Here is a 26,895-nt window from a genome sequence, read left to right on the forward strand (position 1 = left end):
CATGTCCGACCCTGCCCTTTCATCCGACGCGCCCGCGCACCTGCTGTGCGTGGTGGCCGCGCGCCCCAATCTCATGAAAATGGCGCCCATCCTGGCCGCCCTGGCGCACCAGGCGCCTGCCGTGCGCGTGACCTTGTTGCATACTGGACAACATTACGACACGGCCATGAACGGACAGCTGTTTGCCGACCTGGGCATGCGCGCGCCCGACATCGCCCTCGACGTCGGCTCCGGTAATCATGCGCAGCAGACGGCCGAGATCATGCGCCGCTTCGATGCCGTGCTCGACGCCCCTCCGCCGCTGGCCCCCGACGCCGTGCTGGTGGTGGGCGACGTCAATTCCACCTTGGCGTGCGCGCTGGTGGCGGCCAAGCGCGGCACGCCCGTGATCCATGTGGAGGCGGGCTTGCGCAGCGGTGACCGGCACATGCCCGAGGAAATCAACCGCGTGCTGACGGACCAGTTGTCCGACTTGCTGCTGACCAGCGAGGAAGGCGCGCGCGCCAACCTGCTGAGCGAAGGCATCGCCCCCGAACGCATCCACTTCACGGGCAACGTCATGATCGACAGCCTGCGGCAGCAACTGCCGCGCGCAGTCAAGCCCGCCACCACCCTGCGCGCCCACGGCCACGCCTGCCCGCCCGCGTATGGCCTGTTGACCCTGCACCGGCCATCGAACGTGGATGACGCGGTGCGGCTGGAAGCACTGCTGCAGGCGCTTGGGCAACTGGCGCGACAGCTGCCGCTGCTGTTTCCCATCCACCCGCGCACCCGGGCCAGTTTGCGCCTGGCGGGCATGGAAGCGTTGCTGGCGCGGCAAGCCATCGTCTGCCTGCCGCCGTTGGGCTACCTGGAAATGCTGGGCCTGATGCAGGGCGCGCGCCTGGTGCTGACCGATTCGGGCGGCATCCAGGAAGAAAGCACGGCCCTGGGCGTTCCCTGTCTGACCTTGCGCATCAGTACGGAGCGGCCCGTCACGGTCAGCGACGGCACGAACACCCTGGCAGGCACGGACCCGGCCGCCATCCTGGCGCTGTCGCGCGCCATCTTGGAGACGGGCGGCAAGCGTGGCCGCATCCCCCCCCTGTGGGATGGCCACGCGGCCACGCGCATCGCCGCCGTCATCGCGCCCTGGTTGGCGGTGCGCCGGGGACCGCCATGACGCCGCCAGCCATACTACGTAACGCCCTGACCATTGACGTGGAAGATTATTTCCAGGTGTCCGCCTTCGCGCCACATATCGCCCGCGCCGACTGGCCGCACCTGGAATGCCGGGTCGAGGCGAATATCGAGCGCATCCTGCTGCTACTGGAAGCGCGGCGCATCCACGCCACCTTTTTTACCCTGGGCTGGATCGCCGAGCGCTATCCGGCCATGCTGCGCCGCGTAGCGGCCGCCGGACACGAAGTGGCCAGCCACGGCTACGCCCACCTGCGCGCCTGCGATCAGTCAGCCGCGCAGTTTGCCGACGATGTGCGCCACAGCAAGGCCATCCTGGAACAGCTGACGGGGCAGGCCGTGCGCGGCTACCGGGCGCCCAGCTTTTCCATCGGCGCGGCCAATCTGTGGGCCTTCGACGTGCTGCAGGAAGCGGGCTACCGCTACAGTTCCAGCATCTACCCGATCCGCCACGACCACTACGGCATGCCAGATGCTCCCCGCTTCGCCTGGCGTCCGCGGGGGCCGCATGGCGTGCTGGAATTGCCTGTCAGCACCGTGCGCCTGCACGGGCGCAACGTACCGGCCGGTGGCGGTGGCTATTTTCGCCTGATGCCGTATGGACTGTCGCGCTGGCTTTTGCGACGCATCAATTCGCGCGACGGGCAAGCTGGCATATTCTATTTTCATCCCTGGGAACTCGATCCCGGCCAGCCGCGCCCTCCCGGCCTGAGCGCGAGGACGCGCTTTCGCCACTACCTGAACCTGGGGCGCATGGAAGCGCGGCTGGCGCGCCTGACGGGCGACTTCGCCTGGGACCGCATGGACCGTATATTTCTGGAAGGCACATGATGCACGAAGCCAGCCGTCCTCCCGACCCGGCGCCGTCCAGCGCTGCCATTGCCGTGCGCTCGCTGCAGGCGCATGAGCATGCGCGCTGGGATGCCTTTGTCGACGCCTGTCCCGACGCCACCTTCTTTCACCGGGCAGGCTGGAAAATCATCATGGAGCAAGGCTTCGGGCACGACAGCCATTTCCTGTACGCGGAACAGGACGGGCGCATCGCCGGCGTGCTGCCGCTGGCCCATGTGCGCAGCCGCCTGTTCGGCACGTCCCTCGTCTCGCTGCCGTTTTGCGTATACGGCGGCATCGCCGGCGGCAGCCCGGCCGTGCGGCTGGCCCTCGACGACGCGGCGCAGGCGCTGGCGCGGCGTCACGGCGTGGGGCACCTGGAATACCGCTGGCGCGAGGTGGAAGAAAATGCGCCGGAAAGCGCCGATGCATGCTGGCTGCAGAAACCCCTGTACGCCACCTTCCGCCGCCCTCTGCGCGTTGATGCCGAACAGAATCTGCTGGCGATACCGCGCAAGCAGCGCGCCGTCGTGCGCAAGGCCATGTCGGCCGGCCTGCACAGCAGCATCGAGCATGACCTCAGCCTTTTCTACCCGATCTACGCGGCCAGCGTGCACCGGCTGGGCACGCCCGTCTTCGCGCGCCGCCATTTTTCCCTGCTGCGCACGGTCTTCGGCACCGATTGCGACATCCTCACCGTGTATCACGGCCAGCAGGCGCAGGCCAGTGTGCTGCTTTTCTATTTCCGCGATGAAGTGCTGCCGTATTACGGCGGCGGCACGCCGCTGGCGCGCAGCACGGGTGCCAACGACTTCATGTACTGGGAAACGATGCGCCGCGCCTGCGAACGCGGCTGCCACCTGTTCGATTTCGGCCGCAGCAAGCTGGGTACCGGTGCATACGACTTCAAGAAGAACTGGGGTTTTACGCCGCAGCCCTTGCCGTACGCCTACCAGCTCGTGCGTGCCAAGGCCTTGCCGGAAGTGAACCCGCTCAATCCCAGGTACGCACTGTTCATTCGCGCCTGGCGCCACCTGCCGCTACCACTGGCCAATCTGCTGGGGCCGCACATCGTGCGGCAGCTGGGCTAAGCAACCGGACACACTATGCGCGAACTTCTATTCCTCGCCCACCGCCTGCCGTATCCGCCCAACAAGGGCGACAAGATACGCTCGTGGCACATGCTGCAGTACCTGAGCCGGCATTTCCGCGTGCACCTGGGCTGTTTCATCGACGATGACGACGACTGGCAGCATGCGAAGACCGTGGCCGCCCTGTGCGCCAGCACGCACTTCATCGGCTTGCGGCGCGGCGCAGCCCGCTGGCGCGCCATGCAGGCGCTGCTGTCGCGGCAAGCCATGAGCGTGCATTACTACCGCGATGCGCGCCTGCGGCAATGGGTCGATGGCCTGCTAGCGGGCGGCAAGGTGCACCACGCGCTGGCCTTTTCCGGCCCCATGGCGCAATACATCGACGGCAGCGCGGGCCGCGCCCTGCACCGCGTGATCGATTTCGTCGATGTCGATTCCGATAAATGGCGGCAGTACGGCGACAGCAAGCCCTGGCCCATGTCGCTGCTGTACCGGCGCGAAGCACAGCTGCTGCTGCAATACGAGCGCCATATCGCCCAGCAGTTCACGGCCGCCAGCTTCGTCTCGCCGGCCGAAGCGGCCCTGTTCCGCCAGTGCGCGCCGATGGCGCGGCGCAAGACGGGCCATGTCAATAATGGCGTCGACACGGCGTATTTCGCGCCCATGCCGGCCCAGCCCGGCGTGTATCCACCCGGCGTGCAGGCGCTGGTGTTTACGGGCGCCATGGATTACTGGCCGAACATCGACGCCGTGCAATGGTTCGTGCGCCACGTCTGGCCCGCGCTGCGGCGCCAGTTTCCCCAGTTGCAGTTCTATATCGTCGGCAGCGCGCCCGTGCCCGCCGTGACGGCGCTGGCCAGGGTGGCCGGCGTGGTGGTGACGGGCAAGGTGCCCGACATCCGTCCTTATCTGGCCGGCGCGGCGCTGGCTGTGGCGCCCCTGCGCATCGCCCGGGGCGTGCAGAACAAGGTGCTGGAAGCGATGGCGATGGGCAAGATCGTGCTGGCCACGCCGCAGGCGCTCGAAGGCATCACGGCCCAGCCCGGCCTGGAACTGCTGCTGGCGCGCGACGATGCGGAATTCATCCACCATGCCACGCGCATGCTGCGCAATGCCCGCAGCGGCGCTGCCGAAGGACGTGGCGCGGCCATGGGCGCAGCGGCGCGCCAGCTGGTCTTGCAGGATTACGACTGGGAACGCAATTTGCGCAGCTTGGGCGCCATGCTGGGCCTGCCTGACGAGGCCGCAGCCGGAGCGGGAGCCAGCACCGACGCCGCGCCGACGCTGCCCGTGGGGGTACCATCCACATGAGTTTGCAGCTCGACCGGGTCGCCCCCATGCCGGACGCGGCCGTCCTGCCGCATGGGCATCATGGCCAGGGCCAGGGCCAGGCCGCCCTGGCTGCCCTGCCGCTGGCCCTGGCCGCCATCGTGCTGCTGTACCACGCCACTTTCTGGTCGATGGTGGAATTGTGGGTCCGCTCGCAGACCTTCGCGCACGGTTTCCTGATCGTGCCCATCAGTTGCTGGCTGGCCTGGCGCCAGCGCGCCCGCCTGGCCGCGCTGGTGCACCAGCCATCACGGCTAGGCTTGCCGCTGCTGGGGGCGCTGGGCCTGGCCTGGCTGCTGGCCGACGCAGCCAATGTGCCCGTGGTGGAACAATATGCCGCCACGGCCATGCTGCCCGCCTGCGTGCTGGCCATCCTCGGCTGGCCGGCCGTGCGCCTGCTGGCCTTCCCGCTGGCGTACCTGTTTCTCGCCGTGCCGTTTGGCGAAGTCTTCCTGGCACCCCTGATCGATTTCACGGCCGCCTTCACGGTGACCGCGCTGCAATGGACGGGCGTGCCCGTGTTTCGCGATGGTAGTAATTTTTCGTTGCCTACCGGTAACTGGTCGGTGGTCGAAGCGTGCAGCGGCTTGCGCTACCTGATCGCCGCACTGGCCCTGGGCGCCCTGTACGCCCATGTGCACTTTCACAGCATGGGGCGACGCCTGGCCGTCATGGCCGCCGCCCTGCTCGTACCCATCCTGGCCAATGGCGTGCGCGCCTACCTGATCGTGATGCTGGGTCACCTGAGCAATATGCGCCTGGCCGTGGGCGTCGACCACCTGATCTATGGCTGGCTGTTTTTCGGCGTGGTGGTGCTGCTGCTATTCTGGCTGGCCGCGCGCTGGCGCGAATTGCCGCCAGCGCGCGCCGCACTCCCCCCCACCCTGCCCGTGTACCCGGGCGCTGGCGTGCCCGGCATGCGCGCCACCATCCGCGCGAGCGTGGCCTGCCTGCTGCTGGCGGCGGTGTGGCCGGCGCTTGCCCTGGCCAGCCATCGCCACGACGGCGCCAAGGCGCCAGGTTCCCCCGTTGTGCTGTCCTTACCCGACCCGCCTGCCTGGCGGCGCCTGCACGACGCGGCGTCGGGCGGGCCGATCTGGCAGGCGCCGTATGCGGGCGCGCCCGCGCGGTTTGCCGCCACCTATACGCGCCAGACAGACGACGGCGCGCAGGTGAGGCTGCAATTGCGCTGGTATGCGCGCCAGATGCGCGATGCCGAACTGCTGACGCACCTATCCTCGCCATACGGCGCGCGCTGGTTGGCGCTGGCGCAGCGCGTGCAAGACGTCACCCTGGCCAGCGGCGCTCTGGCCGTGCGCGAAAGCGTGCTGGGGCACGGCGGTGAACGACTGCTGGTGTGGCGCGTCTACCGCCAGGGCGGCGTCGTCACGGCCCGGCCCGTGCTGGTGAAACTGCTGCTGGCGCAAGCCAAGCTGCTGGGCAGGCGACAGGATGGCGCCGACATCATCGTCTCTGCCGCCTACGATGAGCTGGCGCCGCCACCGCGCGCACGCTTGCAAGCCTTCCTGCGGGCAGCAATGCCCGTCATCGAACGACGCTTGCAGGAGCTGCCACATGGCCCCTGACCTCGATGCCGGCGGCACCCACGTGGCCGGCGCCGCCCCCCTGATCGTGCACGTGATCCACCAGCTCGACGTGGGCGGGCTGGAAAACGGCCTGGTCAACCTGATCAACCATCTGCCGCCTGAACGCTACCGGCACGCCATCGTCTGCCTGAAGAACGCCACCGCGTTTCGCCAGCGCCTGACCACGCCGGGTGTCGATGTCATCAGCCTGGACAAGCGCGAAGGCAAGGACTGGCACCACTACCTGCGGCTGTACCGCGTTCTGAAACAGCTGCGCCCGGCACTCGTGCATACGCGCAACCTGGGCTGCCTCGAGGCGCAGCTGCTGGCCTGCCTGGCCGGCGTGCGCCTGCGCGTGCATGGCGAACACGGGCGCGACATGAGCGACTTGTACGGCACGCGCCGCAAATACCGGCTGCTGCGCAAATGCATGCTGCCACTGGTGCAGCACTTCATTGCCGTCAGCGCCGACCTGGGGCAATGGCTGGTGGAGACCATCGGCGCGGTTCCCACGCAGGTGTCGCACATCGGCAATGGCGTCGACAGCGTGCAATTCCATCCACGCCTGGGGCCGCCCGCCGCCGTGGGCCCACCCGGTTTCCTGTGCAACGGCGCCTTCGTCATCGGCAGCGTGGGCCGGATGGCGGCCGTCAAGGACCATGCATCGCTGGTGCAAGCGTTCTTGCTGCTCCTGGCGCAACCGGGCGCCCACGCGCGCCTGCGCCTGATCATCGTGGGCGACGGACCATGCCGCCAAACATGCCTGACCCTGCTGCAGCAGGCCGGCGTGGCCCATCTTGCCTGGCTGCCCGGCGCGCGCGACGACGTGGCGCAACTGCTGCGTGCCATGGATCTGTTCGTCCTGCCCTCGCTGGCCGAAGGCAGCTCGAACACCATCCTCGAAGCGATGGCGACGGGCCTGCCCATCGTCGCCACCCAGGTGGGCGGCAACGCGGAACTGTTGCAGTCGGGCTGGAGCGGCACCCTGGTACCGCCCGGTTCGCCCGAGATGCTGGCCGACGCCATGCTCGACTACTACAGCATGCCCGAACTGGGCCCGCGCCACGGTGCACGCGGGCGGCGCCAGGTGCTGGCCGAGCACAGTCTGCCCGCCATGGCCGGCGCCTACCTGGCCGTGTACGACCGCTTGACGGGCGCGCACCAGCCCTCTCCCCTGTCCACCACTCCCTTAAAGGCCTCCCATGTGCGGCATCAGCGGCATCTTTGACTTGCAGGGCCAGCGCGACATCGACGTGCTGCTGCTGGCGCGCATGAACCACAGCCTGCGCCACCGTGGGCCGGACGAAGGGGGGCTGCACCGCGAGCCGGGACTGGGCCTTGCGCACCGGCGCTTGTCCGTGATCGACCTGGCCAGCGGCCAGCAGCCGCTGTTCAACGCCGACCGCAGCATCGCCATTGTCTTCAATGGCGAAATCTATAATTACCGTAGCCTGATGGACGAACTGCGCCAGTTTGGCCATCAGTTTCGCACCAGCAGCGACACGGAAGTCATCGTCCACGCCTGGGAACAATGGGGCGAGCAATGCGTGCAGCGCCTGCGCGGCATGTTCGCCTTCGCCCTGTGGGACCGCCGCCGCCATCTGCTGTTCCTGGCGCGCGACCGCCTGGGCGTGAAGCCCCTGTATTACGGCGAGGCGCAGGACGGCACCCTGCTGTTCGGCTCCGAACTGAAAGCCCTGCTCGCGCATCCGGCCATGCCGCGCGCGCTCGACCCGCTGGCGGTGGAAGAGTATTTCGCTTACGGCTACGTGCCCGAGCCGCGCAGCATCTTCCAGCACGTGCGCAAGCTGCCGCCCGGCCATGCCCTCTCCATCCGCGCGGGCCAGCCGCTGCCCGCGCCGCAATCGTACTGGGACATTCCATTTACGCCGAATCCGCCCGTCAGCGAGGCGCAGGCTGCCGACGAACTGCTGGCGCGCCTGCGTGAAGCGGTGCGCATCCGCATGGTGGCCGAAGTGCCGCTGGGGGCCTTTTTGTCGGGCGGCGTCGATTCCAGCGCCGTCGTGGCGTTGATGGCCGGCGCGAGCGCCACGCCCGTCAACACCTGCTCCATCTCGTTCGGCGACCCGGCATACAACGAGGCGCACTACGCCGACCTGGTGGCGCGCCGCTACGCCACGGCGCATCATGCGCGCCAGGTGGAGCAGGACGACTTCGAGCTGATCGACCTGCTGGCCAGGCTGTACAACGAACCGTTTGCCGACAGTTCCGCCATGCCCACCTACCGCGTCTGCCAGCTGGCGCGCCAGCGCGTCACGGTGGCCCTGTCGGGCGACGGCGGCGATGAAAGCCTGGCCGGCTACAGGCGCTACCGCCTGCACACGCGCGAGGACAAAGTGCGCAAGGCGATGGCCCCCTTGCTGCCTGCCGGCCTGCGCCAGTCGCTGTTCGGCACCCTGGGGCGGCTGTACCCGAAGGCCGATTGGGCACCCCGCTTCCTGCGCGCCAAGTCCACCTTCGAGGGCCTGGCGCGCGACACGACGGACGCGTATTTTTACGGCGTCAGCCTGCTGGGCGACGCCATGCGCGCGCGTTTGTTCAGTCCCGAGCTGAGGCGCAGTCTGCACGGCTACCGCGCCGTGGAAGTACTGCGCCGGCACGCGCTGGCCAGCCCCGCGCAAGATCCGCTGGCGCAAGTGCAGTATCTCGACTTGAAAACTTACCTGCCCGGCGACATCCTGACCAAGGTGGACCGGGCCAGCATGGCGCATGCGCTGGAAGTGCGTTCGCCCCTGCTCGACCATGAACTGGTGGCGTGGATGTCCGGCTTGCCGCCGCAGTTCAAGCTGCGGCGCGGCGTAGGCAAATACCTGCTGAAAAAAGCCTTGCGCCCGCTGCTGCCAGACGCGCTGCTGTACCGCCAGAAGATGGGTTTTTCGGTGCCGCTGGCCCACTGGCTGCGCGGCCCGCTGCGCCAGCGCCTGCAACAGCGCCTGCTGGGTCCCACCCTGGCGCAGTGCGGGCTGTTCGACATGGACTACGTGCGCCAGCTGCTCGATCAGCATGCGAGCGGGCGGCGCGACTACAGTGCAGCCCTCTGGGCGCTGCTGATGTTCGAAGCTTTCCTGCGCCAGGTTGCAACGGGGTCTGACCCGTCGGGTCAGACCCCAGCCGTCCCGGTAGCAGCCACCGTCCCAGGCTAATCCATGCGCATCCTGCACATCCTCGACCACTCGCTGCCCCTGCACAGCGGCTACACCTTCCGCACCTTGGCCATCCTGCGGCAACAGCGCGCGCTGGGCTGGTTCACCATGCAGCTCACCAGTGCCAAGCAGGGACCGTCCGACGGTGCGCAGCAGCAGCTGGTCGACGGCTGGCATTTCTATCGCACGGCGCCGAATGCACGGTGGTGGGCGCGCCTGCCCGTGCTGCGGCAGGTGGCCGTCATCTTCGGCCTGGCCGTGCGCCTGCGCCAGCTGGCGCGGCAAGCCAGGCCGGACATCCTGCATGCGCATTCGCCGGCCCTGAACGCCATCGCCGCCCTTAACGCGGGACGCGCGCTGGGCATCCCCGTCGTATATGAGGTGCGCGCCTTCTGGGAAGATGCGGCCGCCGACCATGGCAGCAGCCGGCCCGGAGGCTTGCGCTACCGGCTCACGCGCGCACTGGAAAGTTATGCGCTGCACCGCGCCAACGCCGTCACCACCATCTGCGACGGCTTGCGGCGTGAACTGTGCGCGCGCGGCGTGCCCGCGCATAAAATCACGGTCATCCCGAACGCCGTCGACGCCACGGCCTTCGATGCCGTCGCCGATCCCGCGCTGGTGCACAGTCTGGGTCTGGATGGCTGTCGTGTCATCGGCTTCATCGGCTCTTTCTATGCCTACGAGGGATTGGCGCTGCTGCTGCGCGCCATGCCGCGCCTGCTGGCAGCGCAGCCGGCGCTGCGGCTGCTGCTGGCCGGCGGCGGCCCGCAGGAAGCGGCGCTGCGCGCGCTGGCGGCGCAATTGGGCACAGACCACGCCGTGGTCTTCGCGGGCAGAGTGCCGCATGCGCAGGTGGCCTCTTATTATCAGTTGGTCGACATCTGCGTGTATCCGCGCCTGCCCATGCGCCTGACGGAACTGGTGACGCCCTTGAAGCCGCTCGAAGCGATGGCCCTGGGCCGTCTCGTGGTGGCGTCCGACGTGGGCGGCCACCGCGAACTGGTCGAACACGGCAAGACGGGCATGCTGTTTCGCGCCGGCGACGCCGAGGCGCTGGCGCAGGCCATACTGGCCCTGCTGCTGGCGCCCGCCAGTTGGCCAGCGCTGCGGCGCCAGGCGCGCGCGTTTGTCGAGACGGAGCGCAGCTGGAGCGCCAGCGTGGGCCGCTACGCGCCCGTGTATGCGCGTGTAGCAGCGGCACACATGGCGGCGGGAGCGGCGCCATGATCTTCACGGGCCTGCGCATCGCCCTGGTCGGCCCGCTGCCGCCACCGGCCGGCGGCATGGCCAATCAAACGCAGCAGCTGGCGCGGCTGCTGCGCGAGAATGGCGCGCATGTGCAGCTGCTGGCCGTCAACGGCCCCGCACTACCACCCTGGCTGGCGCGTATCCGCTACCTGCGCGCGGCGCTGCTCCTGCCCGTGTACCTGTGGCGCCTGTGGCGCACGGCCAGTACGGTCGACCTGTTCCACATCATGGCCAATTCCGGCTGGTCCTGGCATCTGCATGCGGCACCGGCATTATGGATCGCCAGCCTGAAAGGCAAGCCGACCCTGCTCAATTACCGGGGCGGCGAAGCGGCCGCCTTTTTTGCCCGTTCGCCGCGCCTGGTGGCGTTCAGCCTGCGCCGCGTCAGCGCCATCGTCGTGCCCTCGGCCTACCTGGCCGGCATCTTCGAGCAGTATGGTCACACGGCCCACATCGTGCCGAACGTGGTGGACTTGCAGCGCTTTACGCCGGCGCCGCCGCGCACGCGCGCCGAAGATCCGTGCTTCCTCGTGGCGCGCCACCTGGAGCAGCTGTACGACAACGCCAGCGCCGTGCGCGCCTTTGCCCTCGTGCGACTGGCCTTTCCCAGGGCGCGCCTTGTGCTGGCAGGCGGCGGGCCGCAGCGCGCTGCTCTGGCGTGCCTGGCCAGGTCGCTCGGCGTTCTGGACTCCGTGCGCTTCGCCGGACCTGTCGACAACGCCGCCATGCCTGCGCTGTACCAGGCCAGCGACATCGTCCTCAACCCCAGCCTGGCCGACAACATGCCCATTTCCGTGCTCGAAGCGCTGGCCTGCGGCGTGCCGGTCGTCAGCACCAATGTGGGCGGCATCCCCTCCCTGCTACAGGACGGCGTGACGGCGCTGCTGGTGCCGCCCGGCGATCCGGCCGCCATGGCGCAGGCCATCGTGGCGCTGCTGCGCGACCCGCGGCGCGCACAGGCGCTGGCAGACGCGGGCCTGGCGCACGCCGCCACTTTCGGCTGGTCCGGCATCGCGCCCTGCCTGGCCGCGCATTACCGCCGCATCCGTGCAGCGCCGCGCCCGGGTGCCTACACGCGCTGCGTCGCCCGCTGGCTATTTCCCCTGCATGAATGGCTCAAGGGCCACCACAGCGTACGCCTGCTGCGCCGCCTGGAACGCTCGCAGTGGTGGAGCGCCCAGCAGCTGCAGGAGTGGCAGCTGGCGCGCCTGCGCGCGCTGCTGCGCCACGCCGGCGAGCACGTGCCCTACTACCGCGCGCTGTTTTCCAGCAGCGGCTTCGACCCGGAACAGGTACGGAAACTGGCCGATTTGTCTCGTTTGCCACTGCTGCGCAAGGTTGACATTGCGAGTGCGCGCGACAGCTTCAAGTCCGCCCGCGCCGTGGGCTTGCGCCCGTTTGCCACGGGCGGCTCCAGCGGTGAACCGCTGCAGTTTTTCCTGGGACGGTGCCGGATCAGCCACGACATCGCCGCCAAGTGGCGCGCCACGCGCTGGTGGGGCGTCGATATCGGCGACCGCGAAGCCGTGTTGTGGGGTTCGCCCATCGAGCTGCAGGCGCAAGACCGCCTGCGCCGCCTGCGCCGCCTGCGCGATGCGCTGCTGCGCAGCACCCTGCTGCCCGCGTTTGCCATGTCGCCCGCGCGCCTCGATGGCTACGTGCGGCAGCTGCGCCGATGGCGTCCGCGCATGCTGTTCGGCTATCCGTCGGCCCTGTGCCGCATCGCCAGCCACGCGCAAGCGCGCGACCTGCCGCTCGACGGCCTGGGCGTGAAAGTGGCGTTCGTCACGGCCGAGCGACTGTACGACGAGCAGCGCACGCAGATCGCCGCCGCCTTCGGCTGCCCCGTGGCCAACGGCTACGGCGGGCGCGACGCGGGTTTCATCGCCCACGAATGCCCGGAAGGCGGCATGCACATCACGGCCGAAGACATCATCGTGGAAATTGTCGATGGCAATGGCCAGCCGCTGCAGCCAGGGGCCACGGGCGAAATCGTCGTCACCCATTTGGCCACGCAGGATTACCCCTTCATCCGCTACGCCACGGGCGACGTGGGCGCGCTGGGCACGCAGCCCTGCGCCTGCGGCCGCGGTTTGCCCCTGCTGCACAAGCTCGAAGGGCGCAGCACGGATTTCCTCACGGCGGTCGACGGCACCGTCATGCATGGCCTGGCCCTCGTCTACATCGTGCGCGAACTGCCGCAAGTGCAAAGTTTTAAAATCATCCAGGAAAGCCTGCTGCGCACGCGCGTGCTGCTGGTCTGCGTGGCGCGCCTGGATGACGCCACGCGCAGCGCCATCGTGAGCGGTTTCCAGGCCAGGCTGGGCGCGCAAGTGGACATCGCCATCGAGGAAGTCGACGAGATCGCGGCCGAGGCGTCGGGCAAGTACCGCTATGTGGTGAGCGAGGTGGCGTAGGCGGGCGGCCTGCAGCGCGATGCAATAGCAATTGTCCATACTCGTCGATGTATCTTGCTACATCCTTGCTACATCACTTGCAATGGGCTCGCCTGCTAAGCAATATCCGTATGAATGCACGCTACGGAGCGGGATATCCACAGCGGTCTGGCTGACGATTTTCGCACGCAAGCGACGCACCAGTGAATCGAGCGAGCGGCCGCTATGGTAGTCATCGCGCTTCTGGCGAGGTTCACTACTCTTGAAGTTTCAGGCAACGTGCACTCATACATTGATGTAGATCAATCATTTTTTGAACTGTGTGCAGCAGAATATGAGCATTCGCAAGTGTCTGTTGATCAGACCATGGCAGTGCGCCTGACTGACCAAGCACAACACGTCAGCCCAGCACCCGCGCCCTGCGCTACGCATGACTAACTTCATAAGGAATAACATGACACCCACTACCATGAAAGCCGCCGTTGTCGAACAACTGGGCCAGCCCCTGGTGCTGCGCGACGTTCCCGTGCCGGTTCCCGGCCCCGGCCAGATCCTGGTCAAGACGGAAGCTTGCGGCGTGTGTCACACTGACTTGCACGCGGCGCGCGGGGACTGGCCCGTCAAGCCGACGCCGCCGTTCATTCCCGGCCACGAAGGTATCGGCCTGGTGGTGGCCATGGGTACAGGCGTGACCGAGGTGCAGCTGGGCGACAGGGTCGGCGTGCCCTGGCTCTACTCGGCTTGCGGCCATTGCGAACATTGCCTGGCAGCCTGGGAAACCGTGTGCGCCGAGGCGCAGTTCGGCGGCTACACCAAGAATGGCGGCTTTGCCGAGTACATCCTGGCCGACCCGCGCTACGTCGCGCATATTCCGGCCGGGTTGTCCGCAGTGCAGGCGGCGCCCATCATCTGCGCCGGCGTGACCAGCTACAAGGGCATCAAGGAAACTGGCGCGCGGCCGGGCCAGTGGCTGGCCGTGTCCGGCATCGGCGGCCTGGGCCACCTGGCCATCGAGTATGCGGTGGCCATGGGCTTGCGCGTCGCGGCCGTCGACATCGATGAAGGCAAGCTGGAGCACGCGCGCGCCCTCGGTGCCGAAGTGACCATCAATGCCCGCCAGGGTGATCCCGTCGCGGCCCTGCGCGAAGCGACCGGTGGCGGCGCCCACGGCGTGCTGATCACCGCGCCATCGATTGATGCCTTCCAGCAAGGCGTGGCGATGACGCGCAAGCGCGGCACCTGCGTGCTGGTGGGCTTGCCGCCAGGCGACTTCCCAACGCCGCTGTTCGACGTGGTCGCCAATTGCGTGACAATACGCGGCTCCTTCGTCGGCACCCGCCAGGACATGGCCGAGGCGCTCGCCTTTGCCGCCACTGGCAAGGTCAAGGCCGGCGTGGAATTGCAACCGCTGTCAGCCATCAACGACATCTTCAGCCGCCTGGAGCAAGGCAAGGTTGCCTCGCGCGTGGTGCTCGATTTCAGCAGCAACTGATCAGTACTCAGGCCAAGCGGTGTATCTGTGCGACGGCAAGGAATTGCCGTTGCTATGATGGCATATCATAAAGGACACACCGATGAAAACCTCCCGCTTTTCCTCCCTCTCTTCCCTGCTGGCCTGCGCCGCCCTCGCCTGGCCGCTTGCTGCCAGCGCGGCCGATCAGGCCGCGCCATCCCTTCCCGGACACTATTACCTGCAAGGTGTCATGGAAACGGGCTCCGAACTGCTGCTGAAAAAGGACGGCACCTTCGAATGGATGCTCAGTTACGGCAATACCGACCAGCAAGCCAGCGGCGAGTGGCGCGTTGCCGGGGACACGCTGACCCTGGTGGCAGGCAACGGCGACAAGGAGCCGCAGTTCCGCGTGTTCGAGGAATCGGAAATGCGCATCCAGAAACCGGCCGAAGCGGGATTGTGGGTGGCCATCGTCGGTTTTCCCCGGCTGGGGCCGATGGCTGGCGTGGAAGTGAAGTTCGAAGCGCAAAGCGGTAAGACGGCCACGGCTGTGAGCATCGCGAACGGCGACGCCATCGTCCGTATGCCAGCGTCGGAACGCTGGGTGCGCGCCGGCTTGCGCCGCCAGGGATCAAAGGCCGACTATCAATGGCTGGCCGTGCCGTCCGGGCGCGCACAGGAACGCATCGCCGCCTTCGCCGTCACCGACCCACAGTGGCTCAGGGGTCAGGCATTCCAGAAACTGGCCTTGCGTATCGTCAAAGGCGGGCTCCAAGTGGACGAGACAGACAGCAGCCTGGCCCGAGGCCTGTACGCGAAACCGGCATCGAAGCAATAGCCCCGCTCCAACTCACTCATCTTCCAGGCACGCTGCCCTGATCAAGGATATTGACCAGGGCAGCGCTGTTTGTGGCCAGGCGCAGCCGTGCGCCGTTGACACCCCGCACGGTCTGTCCTATAGTCGCCGGGTTAACAAGAAATGAGAATGAGAATCATGTTCATTAAAATGAAAAAGTGGCTCGCATGCTATCCGCTCGTGGCCGCCAGCCTGTTGCTGGCCGGTGGCGCGCAGGCGCAAGTGGCCGATCCTGGTGCCGGTGCCAAGCAATTGTGGCAATTGATAGACTATGTTGCCGTCGATTACAGCGGTGCCGTCGAACACGGCAAGGTGGTCAGCGAGGCCGAATATGCGGAAATGCTCGATTTTACCGACAACGCGACGACGCAAATCGCTGCCCTGCCAGCCCACGCTTCGCAGGCGGCCATCGCCGCCGCCATCGCCGACCTGCGCAAAGCCGTCGTGGCCAAGGCCGATGGCGCGGAAGTCAAGCGCCTGGCGCACCACGCGAATGGTTTGCTGATTGCCGCCTACCCGATTCCCGTGGCGCCCAAAGTGCTGCCCAATCTGGCGCGCGGCGCGGCCCTGTATGCGGCCCAGTGCGCTTCTTGTCATGGCGTGGCCGGTGGCGGCGACGGTCCGCTGGCGGCCAGCCTGGAGCCGAAACCGATCGCCTTCACGGATGGCGAACGGGCGCAGTCGCGCAGCCTGATGGCGCTATACCAGGTCATTTCGCAAGGCGTGGCCGGCACTTCGATGGCCAGTTTTGGCCAGCTCTCCGAAAACGAGCGCTGGGACCTGGCCTTCTTTGTCGGTGGCATGTCGCACGATGCGGCGGCGCGCGCGCGCGGCGAAAAGCTGTGGCAGGACGATCCGCGCAGTAAAAACCTGTACGCCGACCTGGCCGCCGTGACGACCCTGACGCAGGAAGCGGCGGCCGCCAAGCTGGGTGCGGACGAAGCGCAAGCCTTGACGGCGTACTTGCGCAGCACCCCTGGCAAGGCCGAGGCGCACAAGCCGGCGGGCCTGGCCCTGTCGCGCTTGCGCCTGGAAGAAAGCCTGGCCGCCGTGCACGCAGGCGACCGAGCGGCCGCCACGCGCCTGGGCCTGTCGGCCTACCTGGACGGTTTCGAGCCGATCGAGCCGATGGTCGGTGCACGCAACAAGTCCTTGCTGCTGGCCGTGGAAAACGCCATGCTGGCCTACCGTTCCGCCGTTGCCAAGGGCACGGTGGCCGACGCCGAGGCGGCGGGTGAAAAGCTGCAGCAACTGTTCAGCCACGTGGAAGCGGAACTGGGGGACGCCAAGGCGGAGCCGATGACGACCTTTATCGGCGCCCTGACGATCTTGCTGCGCGAAGGCGTGGAAGCGCTGCTGATCGTGATCGGCATTATCGCCTTCCTGCGCAAGGCCAAGCGCAACGACGTGCTGCCGTACGTGCATGGCGGCTGGATCAGCGCGCTGGTGGCGGGCGGCCTGACCTGGGTGGCGGCAACGTATCTGGTCACCATCAGCGGTGCCAGCCGGGAAGTGAGCGAAGGACTCGGTTCCGTGTTTGCTGCCCTGGTCCTGCTCAGCGTGGGCTTGTGGATGCACCAGAAGAGCAGCGCCGGACGCTGGCAGGAATACCTGCATGAGAAACTCACGGCAGCGATGAGCCGGCGCTCCGCCTGGGGCCTGTTCGCCCTGGCCTTCATCGCCGTCTACCGCGAAGTCTTTGAAACCGTGCTGTTCTATTCCGCCCTGGCGGCGGACGGCAATGGCGGCGCCCTGCTGGGAGGCTTCCTGGTGGCCATCGTGCTGCTGGTCGTGATCGCCTGGGCCTTGCTGCGCACCAGCGCCCGCATGCCGATCGGCAAGTTCTTCTCGTGGACGTCCGCCTTCGTGGCCGTGCTGGCCGTAATACTGATGGGTAAAGGCGTGGCCGCGCTGCAGGAAGCGGGCTGGGTCGGCGTCACCCCCGTCGATTTCATGCGCATCGACCTGCTGGGCATCCTGCCGACCCTGGAAACGCTGCTGGCGCAAGCGGCCATCGTGGCCATCATCATCGCCGGCTACGGCTGGAACCGCGTGTCCGCAGGCAGACGCAAGCTGGCCTGAGCTTGACACTCGCCCTTTGAAACGCGCCGGCACGGGCGTTTCCGCCATCCCCCAATCGCTGCAGCCAGCCATTGGGGGATTTTTCATTGCAGCCGCTTGGCGCGACATTTCGCCTGACGACTTTCATCCGACAACAGCGCTGGCCAGCAACAGGAAAATCGCTGGTCACGACCAGCTTGGCATCTTTGCCGCTGCTGGCCATCAGCCACATTCAAGAAATCGTCCGTAGCTGTCCAGTCCCGTTCGATCGTAAACGCGCTTTACAAATAGATCCGGCGTCTTTTGCTGCCATTCTTTGAGCGCCTGAATGGGTGTTTTTGCACCGATGGGCCCCTGCTGCAGCAGTTGCTGCTGCGCGGCCTGTGGGCCGATGTCGTCGATGACAGCTTGCCGAAGCCGCAGTGGATAGCACGCTGGTGCGAACTGGGTGCGTCAGGATTTCCCTTTATCAACTCCCCTGCCCTGCAACGCCTGCTGGACGCCGGCGTCGACGTGCATGACCTGACGGACGTCGTGCGTTCCGCGCAAGTCTTAACGATCTACAATATCGCCCAGCTGATCGACGAGCCTTGCCGCGACCTCGGCTATGACGTCGAGGCAGCGCCCGACGTGCAACTGGGGTATGTGGATGAGGCCGGCGCACCGCACCTGCCCGGCAGCCTGCATGATGCGCTGGAAGAACTGGATCCGGCGGGCCGCCACGGCCAGCCCCGCTCGCTGGAACTGCGCCAGTTTGGCGGCTTGCCGGGCGATCTGCAGATGCAGCTCAAGGACTTGCTGGAGAAGAAAGCCTGGTCGCAGGCGGCCGTCCTGTGGAAGCGTGCCGTTGGCGGCGAGCTGGCGCACTGCCTGGCGGCAATGCAACAGCTGGCGCGCCAGCTGTAATACCTTACCAGTAGCCAAGCACCTTCCACCACGTCGTGCCGACAATGGCAAAGATCAGCAGTTCCACCACGCACATGATGAAGCCGACCCGCCACCAGTTGCCCATCGTCACGAAGCCGCTGCCAAAGATGATAGGCGATGTGCCCGTCGCGTAGTGGGTCAGGGTCATCATGATGGCCGAGCCGGCCGTCATCATCAGCATGAACGGCACGTGGTATTCGGCGGGAATCAGGTGCAGGCCCACCGTCAGGAAGGCCAGCAGCATGGCGCTGATGTGGGCCGTCGTGCTGGCAAAGAAGTAATGCGAAAAGACAAACACCAGCACCAGGACGGCGGCGATCGGCAGCCAATCCATGCCGCTGGCGACGATGGCGGCCTTCATGCCGGCCGAGAACCAGGCAATCACGCCCGTCTTGTTCAATTGCTCGGCCATCATGACCAGCGCGCCGAACCACACGAGGGTATCCCAGGCGCTCTTCTCGGACAGCACGTCGTCCCAGTCGATGGTGCCCGTGATAATCAACACGAACAAGCCGACAAAGGCCACCACCGTCGCATCGAGCGAAAACGCTGGGCCGAACAGCATGGCGGGCACGTTCGCCCATAGCAACAGCAGCAGGGCAAAGGTGCCCAGCATGACTTTTTCCGACGGCGACAAGGGACCCATGCTCTTCAATTCCGCCTTGGCGTAAGTGACGGCGTCCGGCGTGGCTTTCAGTTCCGGCGGCGACAGCCAGTAGATAATCAAGGGCATCACCAGCAGGCAGACCAGGCCCGGCAACAGCATGCACAGGGCCCAGGTGGTCCACGTCAGATGAAAACTCTGGCCGCTGGCCTTGGCCACGAAATCGACCACCAGCGGATTGGGCGCCGTGGCTGTCAGGAACATGGCCGAGGTAATCGGGTTGGCGTGGTAGTTGACGAGGGCCAGATACGTGCCCACTTTACCTTCCGTGCCCTTGGCAGGGTCCGAGTCGAAGGCGTTGGCGATCGATTTCATGACGGGGTGGACGATGCCGCCACCGCGTGCGGTGTTACTTGGCGTAAAGGGCGCCAGCACCAGTTCGCAAATGGCCAGGCCGTAGCCGATGCCCATGGTGCGCTTGCCCAGCAGGGAAATGAACAGCAGACCGATGCGGCTGCCCAGCCCTGTCTTTTTCAGGCCGCGCGAAATCAAAATCGCCACCACGATCAGCCAGATCAACGGATTCGAGAAACTGCTGAGCGCATCCGTGATGGCGCCTTTGGACGAGGTCGACGTTACTTGTGACAATGACACGATAACGATGGCCATCATGGCCATCACGCCAATCGGCATGACTTTCAGGATGATCGCCAGGATGGTGGTGAGGAAGATTGCCACCAGGCCCCAGGCCTTGGGCGTCAAGCCATCGGGCGCGGGCAGCAATAGCATGCTCACCAGCAAGGCCGTGCAAATCAGGGCGGGGACGAGGCGGAATGGGACGGCTTCCTTGAAATGCAGGAACATGTCGCGCACTGTTTTATACATCTTTATTACCTTTCGCTGTGGGTCAGGCATCGTGGCAAGCGGCATGGTGCGCGCAGAGTCTTGGGCTGGCGCGCAGGAAAAACGCACCTTCAACGATGACAGATGCCCAACAATTCTGTTCGGCAATATCATACACGCAAGGCGTGCCCGTCCCAGGCTCCATTCGGCGCGCCGTTCCCGCCAATTGCAAAATCGTTGACCTGCGAGCGACATGTGTCGCATAATCGCCCCTCATGTCGCCTAAGCCTACGAGGAAGCCATTGCAAGCACGCAACCATCATATCGACGCCTTGCGGGGCGCTGCCATCCTGTGCGTGCTGCTGCTGCACTTCGCGCTGGCCTACGGCCTGAAGAACAGCCCGCTCTCCGCCTTGCCGGGCTGGCTGCTGGGCGCCGCCTACCAGGGCAATTACGGCGTGACCATCTTCTTCGTTATTTCCGGCTACCTGATCACCTCGACCTCGCTACGCCGCTGGGGCGACCTGGCGCGCATAGACCTGGCCGCGTTCTATCTCTACCGCATCGCCCGCCTGCTACCCTCTCTGCTGCTGGCCCTGTCCCTCATCGTGCTGCTGGGCGTGCTGGACGTGCCCTTCTTTGCCAATTCGGACGGCGGCAAGGACTTGCCAGCCAGCTATTTCGTCATCGCCATCGCTTCGGTGCTGACCTTCTGGCACAACGTGCTGATGCAAAGCGCCGGCTATTTCAATTACTGCCTGAACGTCTACTGGTCGCTATCGGTCGAGGAAATGTTTTATCTGCTGCTGCCGCTGTCGTGCCGCTTGCTGCGCCAGCGCCACTGGATCATGCTGCTGTGCGGCGCTGCCATCGTGGCCGGACCCGTCTACCGCAGCTTGCACGCGGATAATGAGATTGACTTCATGTACGGCTACCTTGCCTGTTTCGACGCCATCGCCATGGGCTGCCTGACGGCACTGTTGACACAGCATTGGCAGCCGGGCGCGCGTGCCGGCCAACGCTTGCGCTGGACAGCGGGCCTGGCCCTGGCGGCCCTGTACGTGCGCGGCATTGGCGGCCATGAAGTCTTTGGTTTCAGCGCGATCGCGCTGGCCAGCGCCGCCTTCATCGTGGGCGCCACGGCGGGCCACGCGGCCAGCCAGGGCCGCCCAGGCCCGCTGCAATGGCTGGGACGGCACAGCTATGAGCTGTACTTGTTCCATATCATCGTGCTGGCCGTCATGCGCAATATCGTCGACAAGGCGGGCCTGGGCTACTCGGAGCGCCTGCCGTGGCTGGCGCTCTTCCTGGCTGCGACCGCACTGGCGGCCGCCCTCGTCGCCCGCTGCGTGTCCGAACCGGCCAATACCGCCCTGCGCCGGCGCTTCCGGGGCGCCGCCACGGCCGCGCCTGCACGCGCGGGGGGCAGCCCTGGAGCGGCGCCTTGAAAAAGTGAGCCAGGTCAAGAGACCGCATGCCGGTCGTGCGTTTCAGGGGGATTTCCAGCCCGAACTTGCCATCCGCACTATAATGTCGGCACCGCGTGCGGCAGCATTGGCGGCGATAGACGGTAACAATTTCGTGTGGACGCCAGTACAATAGCGTCTGGGCCTACACAGGGTTTCACTTTTGCCAGCAGTTGCCAGCAACTAACCATTTTTTTGACCAGCCAACAAACACTATGAGTTCGATGAATGAAGAGCGCGTATTAAGCGTGCACCACTGGACGGATACCCTGTTCTCCTTTACCACCACGCGCGACCCGTCGCTGCGTTTCTCGAATGGCCATTTCACCATGATCGGCCTGCGCGTCGATGGCAAGCCACTGCTGCGCGCCTACAGTATCGCCAGTGCCAATTATGAAGACCACCTGGAGTTTTTCAGCATCAAGGTGCCGGGCGGCCCGTTGACGTCGCGTTTGCAGCACTTGCAAGTGGGCGACACCGTCATCGTCGGCCGCAAGCCGACGGGCACCCTGGTGTCAGACTACCTGCTGCCAGGCAAGCGCCTGTACATGCTGTCGACGGGCACGGGCCTGGCGCCTTTCCTCAGCATCGTGCGCGATCCGGACATCTACGAGCGCTTCGACCAGTTGATCCTCGTGCACGGCGTGCGCCAGGTCGATGAACTGGCCTACCGCGAGCTGCTGGAAGAGCACCTGCCGAAACATGAATTCCTGGGCGAAATGGTCAGCGACAAGCTGCGCTACTACCCGACCGTCACGCGCGAAGACTTCCGCAACATGGGCCGCATCACGGCACTGATCGAGAACGGCAAGCTGGCCGAAGACCTGGGCTTGCCAGAGCTGAACCCGGCCGAAGACCGCGTCATGATCTGCGGCAGCTCGGACATGCTGCGCGACCTGAAAGAGATGCTGGAAGCGCGTGGCTTCAAGGAAGGCAATACCTCGACGCCTGGCGACTTCGTTGTCGAGCGCGCGTTCGCCGAGAAGTAATCCGCAACGCTACAGGTGCCGGGTCCCGCCGCTTTGCGCGGCGGGGCCCGGCTTTTTTATTGCTGGATCAACGGGCCATCGCTGCCCCGCGCTGGTATTGCAAGCCATTCATGAAGCGCTGCACGGGCTGAAAGCCGATGCTGAGGATATCGTCGTGCGCCGCGTAATAGCGCGTCTCGATCTTCAGCAGGCCCAGCACGGTCGCATCGAGCTTGTCGGTCTGATATGGCCGGCTTTCCAGCGCCGCGCGCGCGGCCGTCGATTGCGGCGCTTGCCGGTTGCTCCAAATCAACATGGGAATTTCATAACCACTCTTGTCCGAGGCGGAATGGCCCGCGTGATTGCGGCTGTAACCCACTTCCTGCCCATGGTCAGAAACGAACAGCAGCGAGGCGGCGCGGTCGGTCTTGGCCTTTTCCGCCATGCCGATCAGGGTGCCCAGCACGTAATCGCCATAGCGGATTGCGTTATCGTACTCATCGCGCTGGTTGCGTATCCAGCCAGACCTGCCCTGGCTGGCCATCTGCACGCTGACGGCGTCCTGCGCCTTGTCGAAATGCGCAAAGCGGCTGGGATAGCGCATGTCATAGCTGGGATGGGCACCCAGCAAGTGCACGACGATCAGCTTTTTCGGCGCGTCGTCGCGCAGCGCATGAGCGAACGGCTGGAACAGGTTGCCATCGAAATTGTTTTCGCCGCGGCCAGTACCGTAGTTGATGAAGTCGCTTTCATCGGCCTCGCCCGCCAGCAGACCGATCCAGCCGTCGTTGCGCGTCTGGTTCGAGACCCAGAAAGTCTTGTAGCCGGCCGCCTCGGCCAGCATCAGCAAATTCGGCTTGGCCATCCACGCATCGGGGTTGCCGATATCGGCCGGCGTGAGCATCGTCATCATCGATTCCACCGTGCTGGACGCGGGCGAAATGACATCATTGAACACCAGCAGCTTCGCACGCATGGCGTCGAGCCTGGGCGTGGTGGCGCGCGGGTAGCCATACAGCGACATCGAGGCACGGTTGGTGCTCTCGCCGATCACCAAGATGACGGTGCGCGCATCCTCGCCCACATAGCGCACATGCCAGTCGCGCGGCGCGGCCATGGCCGCCGTCAGCGCATGCTGCATGGACTTCATCGCGTCCAGCTGCGCGCTGTACTGCTGGTAGCGCAGTGGCCAGAACAGCGCCGGATTTTCGCGCCGCATGGTGGTATTGACGTGCAGCAGCACGAGAAAGACGGCCATGCTGGCAGCAAAGCTTTTTTGCAGCAGGCCCGGCACGCGACTGGCGCGCGCCGCTTGCCAGCGCAGCAGTTGGCGGTCAGCCAGCAGCACCGCCGCCGTCACGAGTACAAACCAGCCCGCCGATTGCGCCAGCGCGATGCTGTTGTGCAGGAAAAATTCACCCGTTTCGGCTTGATCTGTCGCAAACATGGCCTGTAAAACTGCATTCGGATTCGGCCGCATGCCAAAATAGCCACGCAAAAAACCTTTGATGGCGGCGTCGAGGTAAAACATGGGCACCACGATGCGCACCAGCACGGTGACCACGCCGGCGCTGGTGCTGCTGCGCCAGGCATGCAGCATGCCGCCTATGCCCAGCAGGAAGGCCGCCAGCAAGACGCACAATTTCAGGCATTCGTTCGCACTTAACTGATCGAAGAGGAAGAACAGCAGCAGGCCAGCAAGACTTAACAGGACACGGAAAAACAGAATCAGCATGGAGGCAGTAGATAGTAGACGTTCGACGGGGACAGGCCCGAGCGGACGGGCCAGCGATTGTAGCGTAGTCCCTTGCAACGCGTAGCAGCATTTCTTGCATGCTCCTGACAGAAATTGTCAGTGCTGTCCATTATGCTTTTGGCACCAGCAGGCTAAGCAGCCTGTACTATTGATATCTCCACCTGCGACAGGACTTTTCATGACCCGTGCCATCACCATACTGACCGAGAACTTTGCCGATTGGGAAACCGCCCTGATCAATTCCACGGCGCGCCTGTATTACGGTTTTTACACGCAGTTCGCCACGCCGGGCGGCCTGCCTGTCACCTCGTCCGGCGGCATGCTGGTCACGCCGCAACTGGCGCTGGAAGCCATTTCGCTCGACGAACTCGACTTGCTGATGGTGTGCGGCGGCAGCCACTGGCAAAGCGGCAAGGCGCCCGACCTGGGTCCGCTGCTGCGCGCCGCCCGCGACAAGGGGGTGGTGCTGGCCGGCATTTGCGACGGCACGCGCGTGCTGGCGCAGGCCGGCGTGCTCGACACCGTGCGCCACACTTCCAATTCCGCCGACAACCTGATGGACACGGGCTATGCGGGCGCCGCCCAATACCAGGATGTGCCCTGGGCCGTGGCAGACCAGCGCATCATCACGGCGCCCGGCACGGCGCCCGTCACCTTCACGCAAGAAGTCTTGCGCGCCCTGGGCATAGCCGACGAGAACCTGGCCGCCTACCTGGCCTTGCATGGTGCCGAGCACGGCAAGGCTGCAGCTGCCCAGGCAGCCCGCTAGTCGGCAGCCAGCACGCGCAGGCGCGCCACGGCGTGCTTGTTGCCGGGGTCCAGTTCCAGCGAGCGGCGGTAATGCGTGATGGCCGATGCCGAGGCACCGTCCGCCTCGTACGCTTCGGCCAGGCTGTCGTGGCCGTTCGCCCCTTGCGGGTAGAGTTGCACGCCAAGCTGGAAGACGGCAACCGCCTGCTTCAGCTGCTGCCGGCCCAGCAGGCGGTAACCCCAGGCGTTCAAGTCGTCTTCGGTGGGCGCAGACAGCCCGTGCTGGCGCCGGATGGCCGCCAGTTTCTTGTCCAGCCCGTCGAAACCACCGCTGGCCGCGCTGTTGCGCAGCAGGTGCGCGGCATACGCGCCGCCACGCTGCTGGCGCAGGGCGGGAATGTAGAAGCCGGCGATGGTATCGATCAACTGTTCCGGCTGGCCGCCAGCCAGGTTGCTCAGGATAATGATGGCCAGGTCATCGTCCGGGTACACATAAAAGGCGGAGCGGGCGCCGCCGATGCCGGCCACGGCGCGGTGGCCATCGCGGCCGATCGTGGGCCAGCCCAGCGCCCACGGTGCCGGCTTGCCGTCATTCAAGCTGGTCGGCTGCCACAGCCGTTCCACGCTGGCGGGCGCCAGCAAGCGTCCTGACTGTAGCGCGATAAGCCAGTTCGTCAGTTCACCCACATTGCTGTTGATGCCGGCCCCCGCGCGCATGAACACGGGGAAGTCCTCGATCACGTTGCGGTAACCGTTGCCGCCCCGGTTCAGCACATAGGAACTGGCCTTGTTGGCGACCACGTCCTTCGCATCGCCAAAACCGCTGTGCGGCATGCCCGCCACGTCGAACTGCCTGTGCTGGATGAAGGAGACAAAGGGCTGGCCGCTTTGCTGCTCGATCAGTTGCGCCAGCAACACATAATTGGTCTGGTTATAGCGGAAGCGCTGGCCTGGGCGGGCTTCCACCGGCAGCGCCCGCACGGCTGTCCACGCCGCGTCGGCGTCGTCCGGCTGCGGCCCCACCAGCTTGCCGCTGCGCTGGTCCAGCACATCGGGCAAGCCCGAAGTATGGTTGAGCAATTGCGTCACCGTCACGGCTTGCCAGGCTGGCGGCAGCCCCGTCAGGTACTGGCCGATGGGCGCCGCCAGGTCGATCTTGCCCTGCTGTACTAGCTGCATCACGGCCACGCCCGCAAATGCTTTCGTTGCCGAATTGATGGAAAACAGGCTGGCGTCCGTCACCGGTACCTGATATTGCAAGCTGGCCAGGCCGAAATTGTGCTTCAGCACGACCTTGCCACCTCGGATGACCGCCAGTTGCAGACCTGGAATCTGGCGCTCCTGCATTTCACTGCGCAAGAAGGCGGCAATTTCCTGTTCCGCGGGGGACGCCTTCGGCCCGCTGGCGGGGGCGGCCGTGGCGGCCACGGTGACGGGAGCGGCAATGGCGGCAAGCGCCATAACGAGCAGAACAGATGGGAGGCGTGGCTTCAAGATGCGGCTTTCGGCAAGAGAAAACGGAACAGCAGCATCCCATACCTATTTATCAACGTCAACGAGAATATTACTGCTTAGAAAGTTACTCTTCCAGCCACACGTCCTCATAGCCTTCCCGATCGAGAATGAATTTGGCGCCGCTGGGCAAGGCCAGGTAATCGAGCACCTGCGGCAGCATCTCGTGCAGGTGTTCCACATGCAGGGGCTGGTAAAAGCCGCTGGCAGTGTCATGCTCGCCGCAGTGGATGAACCAGCTGATGGTGCCGTTTTCCGGCAGCACGATGCGCGTGCCGTAGATGGGCGACTGCGCCAGGCTGCCGATGGCCAGGGCCACCATGGGTTCGGGCGCCTGCGCCGGCAAGCCGAATTTGTCGCAAATGCGCCGCTGTGTTTCGCTGATCAGTTCAGTCATGGTGCTCTCAGGATCCGATATATTGATAATGCAGCCGTAGCGCGCCATCGGCGCCGGACATTTCCAGGTGCAAGGTCGCTTCACCCGGCTTGCCATCGGCCAGCAACATGCATTCCAGGCCCAGCGGCCCGGCGTCGGTGGCATACACATCGATGGCGGAACGGCCACCCTTGCCCGGCACAAAGGCCTCGGCCAGCGGCGCCAGGGAGAGCGCCTGGTTTGCCGAAAAATAGCTGTCGAGCATCTCGAGGATCTCCTCGGCCACGCCCGCCGACAGGGACCAGTCGCGTTGCAGCGCAACAGGATCGCGCAGGTCGAGCGTCTGCACGAAGGCGGCCGCCTGTGCATAGGCCTGCTGCCGCAGGCTGTCGGTAATACTCATTTCCATGCTGCGATTCCTCTCTCTTGAACAGGCGCCATTATAGTGCGCGCCCTGACGGATGCGGCACAGTCGCCATGCCAACAGTTGCATGAC

General features: G+C 65.7%; 21 protein-coding genes. 16 read left to right on the top strand and 5 right to left on the bottom strand.

From position 1 onward, the window contains the following. The first annotated feature begins 1 nt into the window (after window position 1). From wecB to CLU92_RS07295, 13 genes are all read left to right on the top strand, one after another. Window positions 2-1,162, top strand: coding sequence for a non-hydrolyzing UDP-N-acetylglucosamine 2-epimerase (wecB, locus tag CLU92_RS07235; protein ID WP_101481311.1), 1,161 nt, complete (start codon window positions 2-4; stop codon window positions 1,160-1,162). Then, window positions 1,159-2,010: an XrtA system polysaccharide deacetylase gene (locus CLU92_RS07240; RefSeq protein WP_101481312.1), complete on the top strand. Its 852-nt coding sequence runs from the start codon at window positions 1,159-1,161 to the stop codon at window positions 2,008-2,010. The genes wecB and CLU92_RS07240 overlap by 4 nt, the downstream gene beginning before the upstream one ends. Further along, window positions 2,010-3,101 carry a FemAB family XrtA/PEP-CTERM system-associated protein gene (locus CLU92_RS07245; RefSeq protein ID WP_101484544.1) on the top strand — a complete coding sequence of 364 codons (1,092 nt, stop codon included), beginning with the start codon at window positions 2,010-2,012 and terminating at the stop codon, window positions 3,099-3,101. The genes CLU92_RS07240 and CLU92_RS07245 overlap by 1 nt, the downstream gene beginning before the upstream one ends. Before the next feature lie 15 nt (window positions 3,102-3,116). Continuing rightward, window positions 3,117-4,412: a TIGR03087 family PEP-CTERM/XrtA system glycosyltransferase gene (locus tag CLU92_RS07250; protein WP_101481313.1), complete on the top strand. Its 1,296-nt coding sequence runs from the start codon at window positions 3,117-3,119 to the stop codon at window positions 4,410-4,412. Beyond that, the gene (gene xrtA / locus CLU92_RS07255; RefSeq protein ID WP_101481314.1) at window positions 4,409-6,016 is read left to right on the top strand and encodes an exosortase A; all 1,608 of its coding nucleotides are present in this window, start codon (window positions 4,409-4,411) and stop codon (window positions 6,014-6,016) included. Before CLU92_RS07250 ends, xrtA begins: the two co-directional genes overlap by 4 nt. Further along, window positions 6,006-7,244: a TIGR03088 family PEP-CTERM/XrtA system glycosyltransferase gene (locus tag CLU92_RS07260; protein ID WP_101481315.1), complete on the top strand. Its 1,239-nt coding sequence runs from the start codon at window positions 6,006-6,008 to the stop codon at window positions 7,242-7,244. Before xrtA ends, CLU92_RS07260 begins: the two co-directional genes overlap by 11 nt. After that, entirely contained in the window at window positions 7,219-9,180 is a 1,962-nt protein-coding gene (locus CLU92_RS07265) for an XrtA/PEP-CTERM system amidotransferase (protein WP_257561009.1), read from the top strand. Before CLU92_RS07260 ends, CLU92_RS07265 begins: the two co-directional genes overlap by 26 nt. A gap of 3 nt (window positions 9,181-9,183) precedes the next feature. Continuing rightward, window positions 9,184-10,410, top strand: coding sequence for a TIGR04063 family PEP-CTERM/XrtA system glycosyltransferase (locus tag CLU92_RS07270; RefSeq protein WP_101481316.1), 1,227 nt, complete (start codon window positions 9,184-9,186; stop codon window positions 10,408-10,410). Next, window positions 10,407-12,848, top strand: a complete 2,442-nt coding sequence (locus CLU92_RS07275; protein WP_101481317.1) for a glycosyltransferase — start codon at window positions 10,407-10,409, stop codon at window positions 12,846-12,848. The genes CLU92_RS07270 and CLU92_RS07275 overlap by 4 nt, the downstream gene beginning before the upstream one ends. 433 nt (window positions 12,849-13,281) lie before the next feature. Continuing rightward, window positions 13,282-14,319, top strand: a complete 1,038-nt coding sequence (locus CLU92_RS07280) for a zinc-dependent alcohol dehydrogenase (RefSeq protein WP_243858064.1) — start codon at window positions 13,282-13,284, stop codon at window positions 14,317-14,319. Window positions 14,320-14,401: 82 nt separating this feature from the next. Then, window positions 14,402-15,118 (top strand): hypothetical protein, encoded by a 717-nt coding sequence (locus CLU92_RS07285; RefSeq protein WP_101481319.1) that lies wholly within the window; start codon window positions 14,402-14,404, stop codon window positions 15,116-15,118. A gap of 168 nt (window positions 15,119-15,286) precedes the next feature. Next, on the top strand, window positions 15,287-17,218 hold the full coding sequence (locus CLU92_RS07290) for a cytochrome c/FTR1 family iron permease (protein WP_257561010.1): 1,932 nt from the start codon (window positions 15,287-15,289) through the stop codon (window positions 17,216-17,218). A gap of 282 nt (window positions 17,219-17,500) precedes the next feature. Continuing rightward, complete coding sequence (locus CLU92_RS07295) at window positions 17,501-18,103, top strand: hypothetical protein (protein ID WP_101481321.1); 603 nt, start codon at window positions 17,501-17,503, stop codon at window positions 18,101-18,103. Between the two features lie 4 nt (window positions 18,104-18,107). On the opposite strand, the gene CLU92_RS07300 is transcribed toward CLU92_RS07295, so the two are convergent. After that, complete coding sequence (locus tag CLU92_RS07300) at window positions 18,108-19,613, bottom strand: anion permease (RefSeq protein WP_101481322.1); 1,506 nt, start codon at window positions 19,611-19,613, stop codon at window positions 18,108-18,110. A 260-nt stretch (window positions 19,614-19,873) separates the two neighbouring features. Here CLU92_RS07300 and CLU92_RS07305 point away from each other — a divergent pair, with 260 nt between their 5' ends. Together CLU92_RS07305 and CLU92_RS07310 are read left to right on the top strand one after the other, a co-directional pair. Next, entirely contained in the window at window positions 19,874-21,019 is a 1,146-nt protein-coding gene (locus CLU92_RS07305; RefSeq protein ID WP_257561011.1) for an acyltransferase, read from the top strand. Between the two features lie 233 nt (window positions 21,020-21,252). Continuing rightward, the gene (locus tag CLU92_RS07310) at window positions 21,253-22,026 is read left to right on the top strand and encodes a ferredoxin--NADP reductase (protein ID WP_101481324.1); all 774 of its coding nucleotides are present in this window, start codon (window positions 21,253-21,255) and stop codon (window positions 22,024-22,026) included. A gap of 67 nt (window positions 22,027-22,093) precedes the next feature. Here the strand turns inward: CLU92_RS07310 and CLU92_RS07315 are convergent, their stop codons facing one another. Beyond that, window positions 22,094-23,740 carry a phosphoethanolamine transferase gene (locus CLU92_RS07315; RefSeq protein WP_101481325.1) on the bottom strand — a complete coding sequence of 549 codons (1,647 nt, stop codon included), beginning with the start codon at window positions 23,738-23,740 and terminating at the stop codon, window positions 22,094-22,096. A gap of 199 nt (window positions 23,741-23,939) precedes the next feature. Here CLU92_RS07315 and CLU92_RS07320 point away from each other — a divergent pair, with 199 nt between their 5' ends. After that, window positions 23,940-24,530, top strand: a complete 591-nt coding sequence (locus CLU92_RS07320; protein ID WP_101481326.1) for a type 1 glutamine amidotransferase family protein — start codon at window positions 23,940-23,942, stop codon at window positions 24,528-24,530. On the opposite strand, the gene CLU92_RS07325 is transcribed toward CLU92_RS07320, so the two are convergent. From CLU92_RS07325 to CLU92_RS07335, 3 genes are all read right to left on the bottom strand, one after another. Then, window positions 24,527-26,005, bottom strand: a complete 1,479-nt coding sequence (locus tag CLU92_RS07325; RefSeq protein WP_218973451.1) for a serine hydrolase domain-containing protein — start codon at window positions 26,003-26,005, stop codon at window positions 24,527-24,529. The genes CLU92_RS07320 and CLU92_RS07325 overlap by 4 nt on opposite strands. 85 nt (window positions 26,006-26,090) lie before the next feature. Next, window positions 26,091-26,420 carry a hypothetical protein gene (locus CLU92_RS07330; RefSeq protein WP_101481328.1) on the bottom strand — a complete coding sequence of 110 codons (330 nt, stop codon included), beginning with the start codon at window positions 26,418-26,420 and terminating at the stop codon, window positions 26,091-26,093. A gap of 7 nt (window positions 26,421-26,427) precedes the next feature. Then, the gene (locus CLU92_RS07335; protein WP_101481329.1) at window positions 26,428-26,808 is read right to left on the bottom strand and encodes a hypothetical protein; all 381 of its coding nucleotides are present in this window, start codon (window positions 26,806-26,808) and stop codon (window positions 26,428-26,430) included. Between the last annotated feature and the right edge of the window lie 87 nt (window positions 26,809-26,895).

The sequence above is a fragment of the Janthinobacterium sp. 61 genome (genome assembly GCF_002846335.1).
Classification (GTDB): domain Bacteria; phylum Pseudomonadota; class Gammaproteobacteria; order Burkholderiales; family Burkholderiaceae_D; genus Janthinobacterium.

Excerpts from the sequence above, each read along its gene's own strand:
- xrtA (WP_101481314.1), top strand. The coding sequence starts at position 4,409 with ATGAGTTTGCAGCTCGACCGGGTCGCCCCCATGCCGGACGCGGCCGTC.
- CLU92_RS07270 (WP_101481316.1), top strand. The coding sequence starts at position 9,184 with ATGCGCATCCTGCACATCCTCGACCACTCGCTGCCCCTGCACAGCGGC.
- CLU92_RS07315 (WP_101481325.1), bottom strand. The coding sequence starts at position 23,740 with ATGCTGATTCTGTTTTTCCGTGTCCTGTTAAGTCTTGCTGGCCTGCTG.
- CLU92_RS07310 (WP_101481324.1), top strand. The coding sequence starts at position 21,253 with ATGAGTTCGATGAATGAAGAGCGCGTATTAAGCGTGCACCACTGGACG.
- CLU92_RS07250 (WP_101481313.1), top strand. The coding sequence starts at position 3,117 with ATGCGCGAACTTCTATTCCTCGCCCACCGCCTGCCGTATCCGCCCAAC.
- CLU92_RS07280 (WP_243858064.1), top strand. The coding sequence starts at position 13,282 with ATGACACCCACTACCATGAAAGCCGCCGTTGTCGAACAACTGGGCCAG.
- CLU92_RS07300 (WP_101481322.1), bottom strand. The coding sequence starts at position 19,613 with ATGTATAAAACAGTGCGCGACATGTTCCTGCATTTCAAGGAAGCCGTC.
- CLU92_RS07320 (WP_101481326.1), top strand. The coding sequence starts at position 23,940 with ATGACCCGTGCCATCACCATACTGACCGAGAACTTTGCCGATTGGGAA.
- CLU92_RS07290 (WP_257561010.1), top strand. The coding sequence starts at position 15,287 with ATGAAAAAGTGGCTCGCATGCTATCCGCTCGTGGCCGCCAGCCTGTTG.
- CLU92_RS07240 (WP_101481312.1), top strand. The coding sequence starts at position 1,159 with ATGACGCCGCCAGCCATACTACGTAACGCCCTGACCATTGACGTGGAA.
- CLU92_RS07265 (WP_257561009.1), top strand. The coding sequence starts at position 7,219 with ATGTGCGGCATCAGCGGCATCTTTGACTTGCAGGGCCAGCGCGACATC.
- CLU92_RS07285 (WP_101481319.1), top strand. The coding sequence starts at position 14,402 with ATGAAAACCTCCCGCTTTTCCTCCCTCTCTTCCCTGCTGGCCTGCGCC.
- CLU92_RS07260 (WP_101481315.1), top strand. The coding sequence starts at position 6,006 with ATGGCCCCTGACCTCGATGCCGGCGGCACCCACGTGGCCGGCGCCGCC.
- CLU92_RS07275 (WP_101481317.1), top strand. The coding sequence starts at position 10,407 with ATGATCTTCACGGGCCTGCGCATCGCCCTGGTCGGCCCGCTGCCGCCA.
- wecB (WP_101481311.1), top strand. The coding sequence starts at position 2 with ATGTCCGACCCTGCCCTTTCATCCGACGCGCCCGCGCACCTGCTGTGC.
- CLU92_RS07330 (WP_101481328.1), bottom strand. The coding sequence starts at position 26,420 with ATGACTGAACTGATCAGCGAAACACAGCGGCGCATTTGCGACAAATTC.
- CLU92_RS07335 (WP_101481329.1), bottom strand. The coding sequence starts at position 26,808 with ATGGAAATGAGTATTACCGACAGCCTGCGGCAGCAGGCCTATGCACAG.
- CLU92_RS07245 (WP_101484544.1), top strand. The coding sequence starts at position 2,010 with ATGCACGAAGCCAGCCGTCCTCCCGACCCGGCGCCGTCCAGCGCTGCC.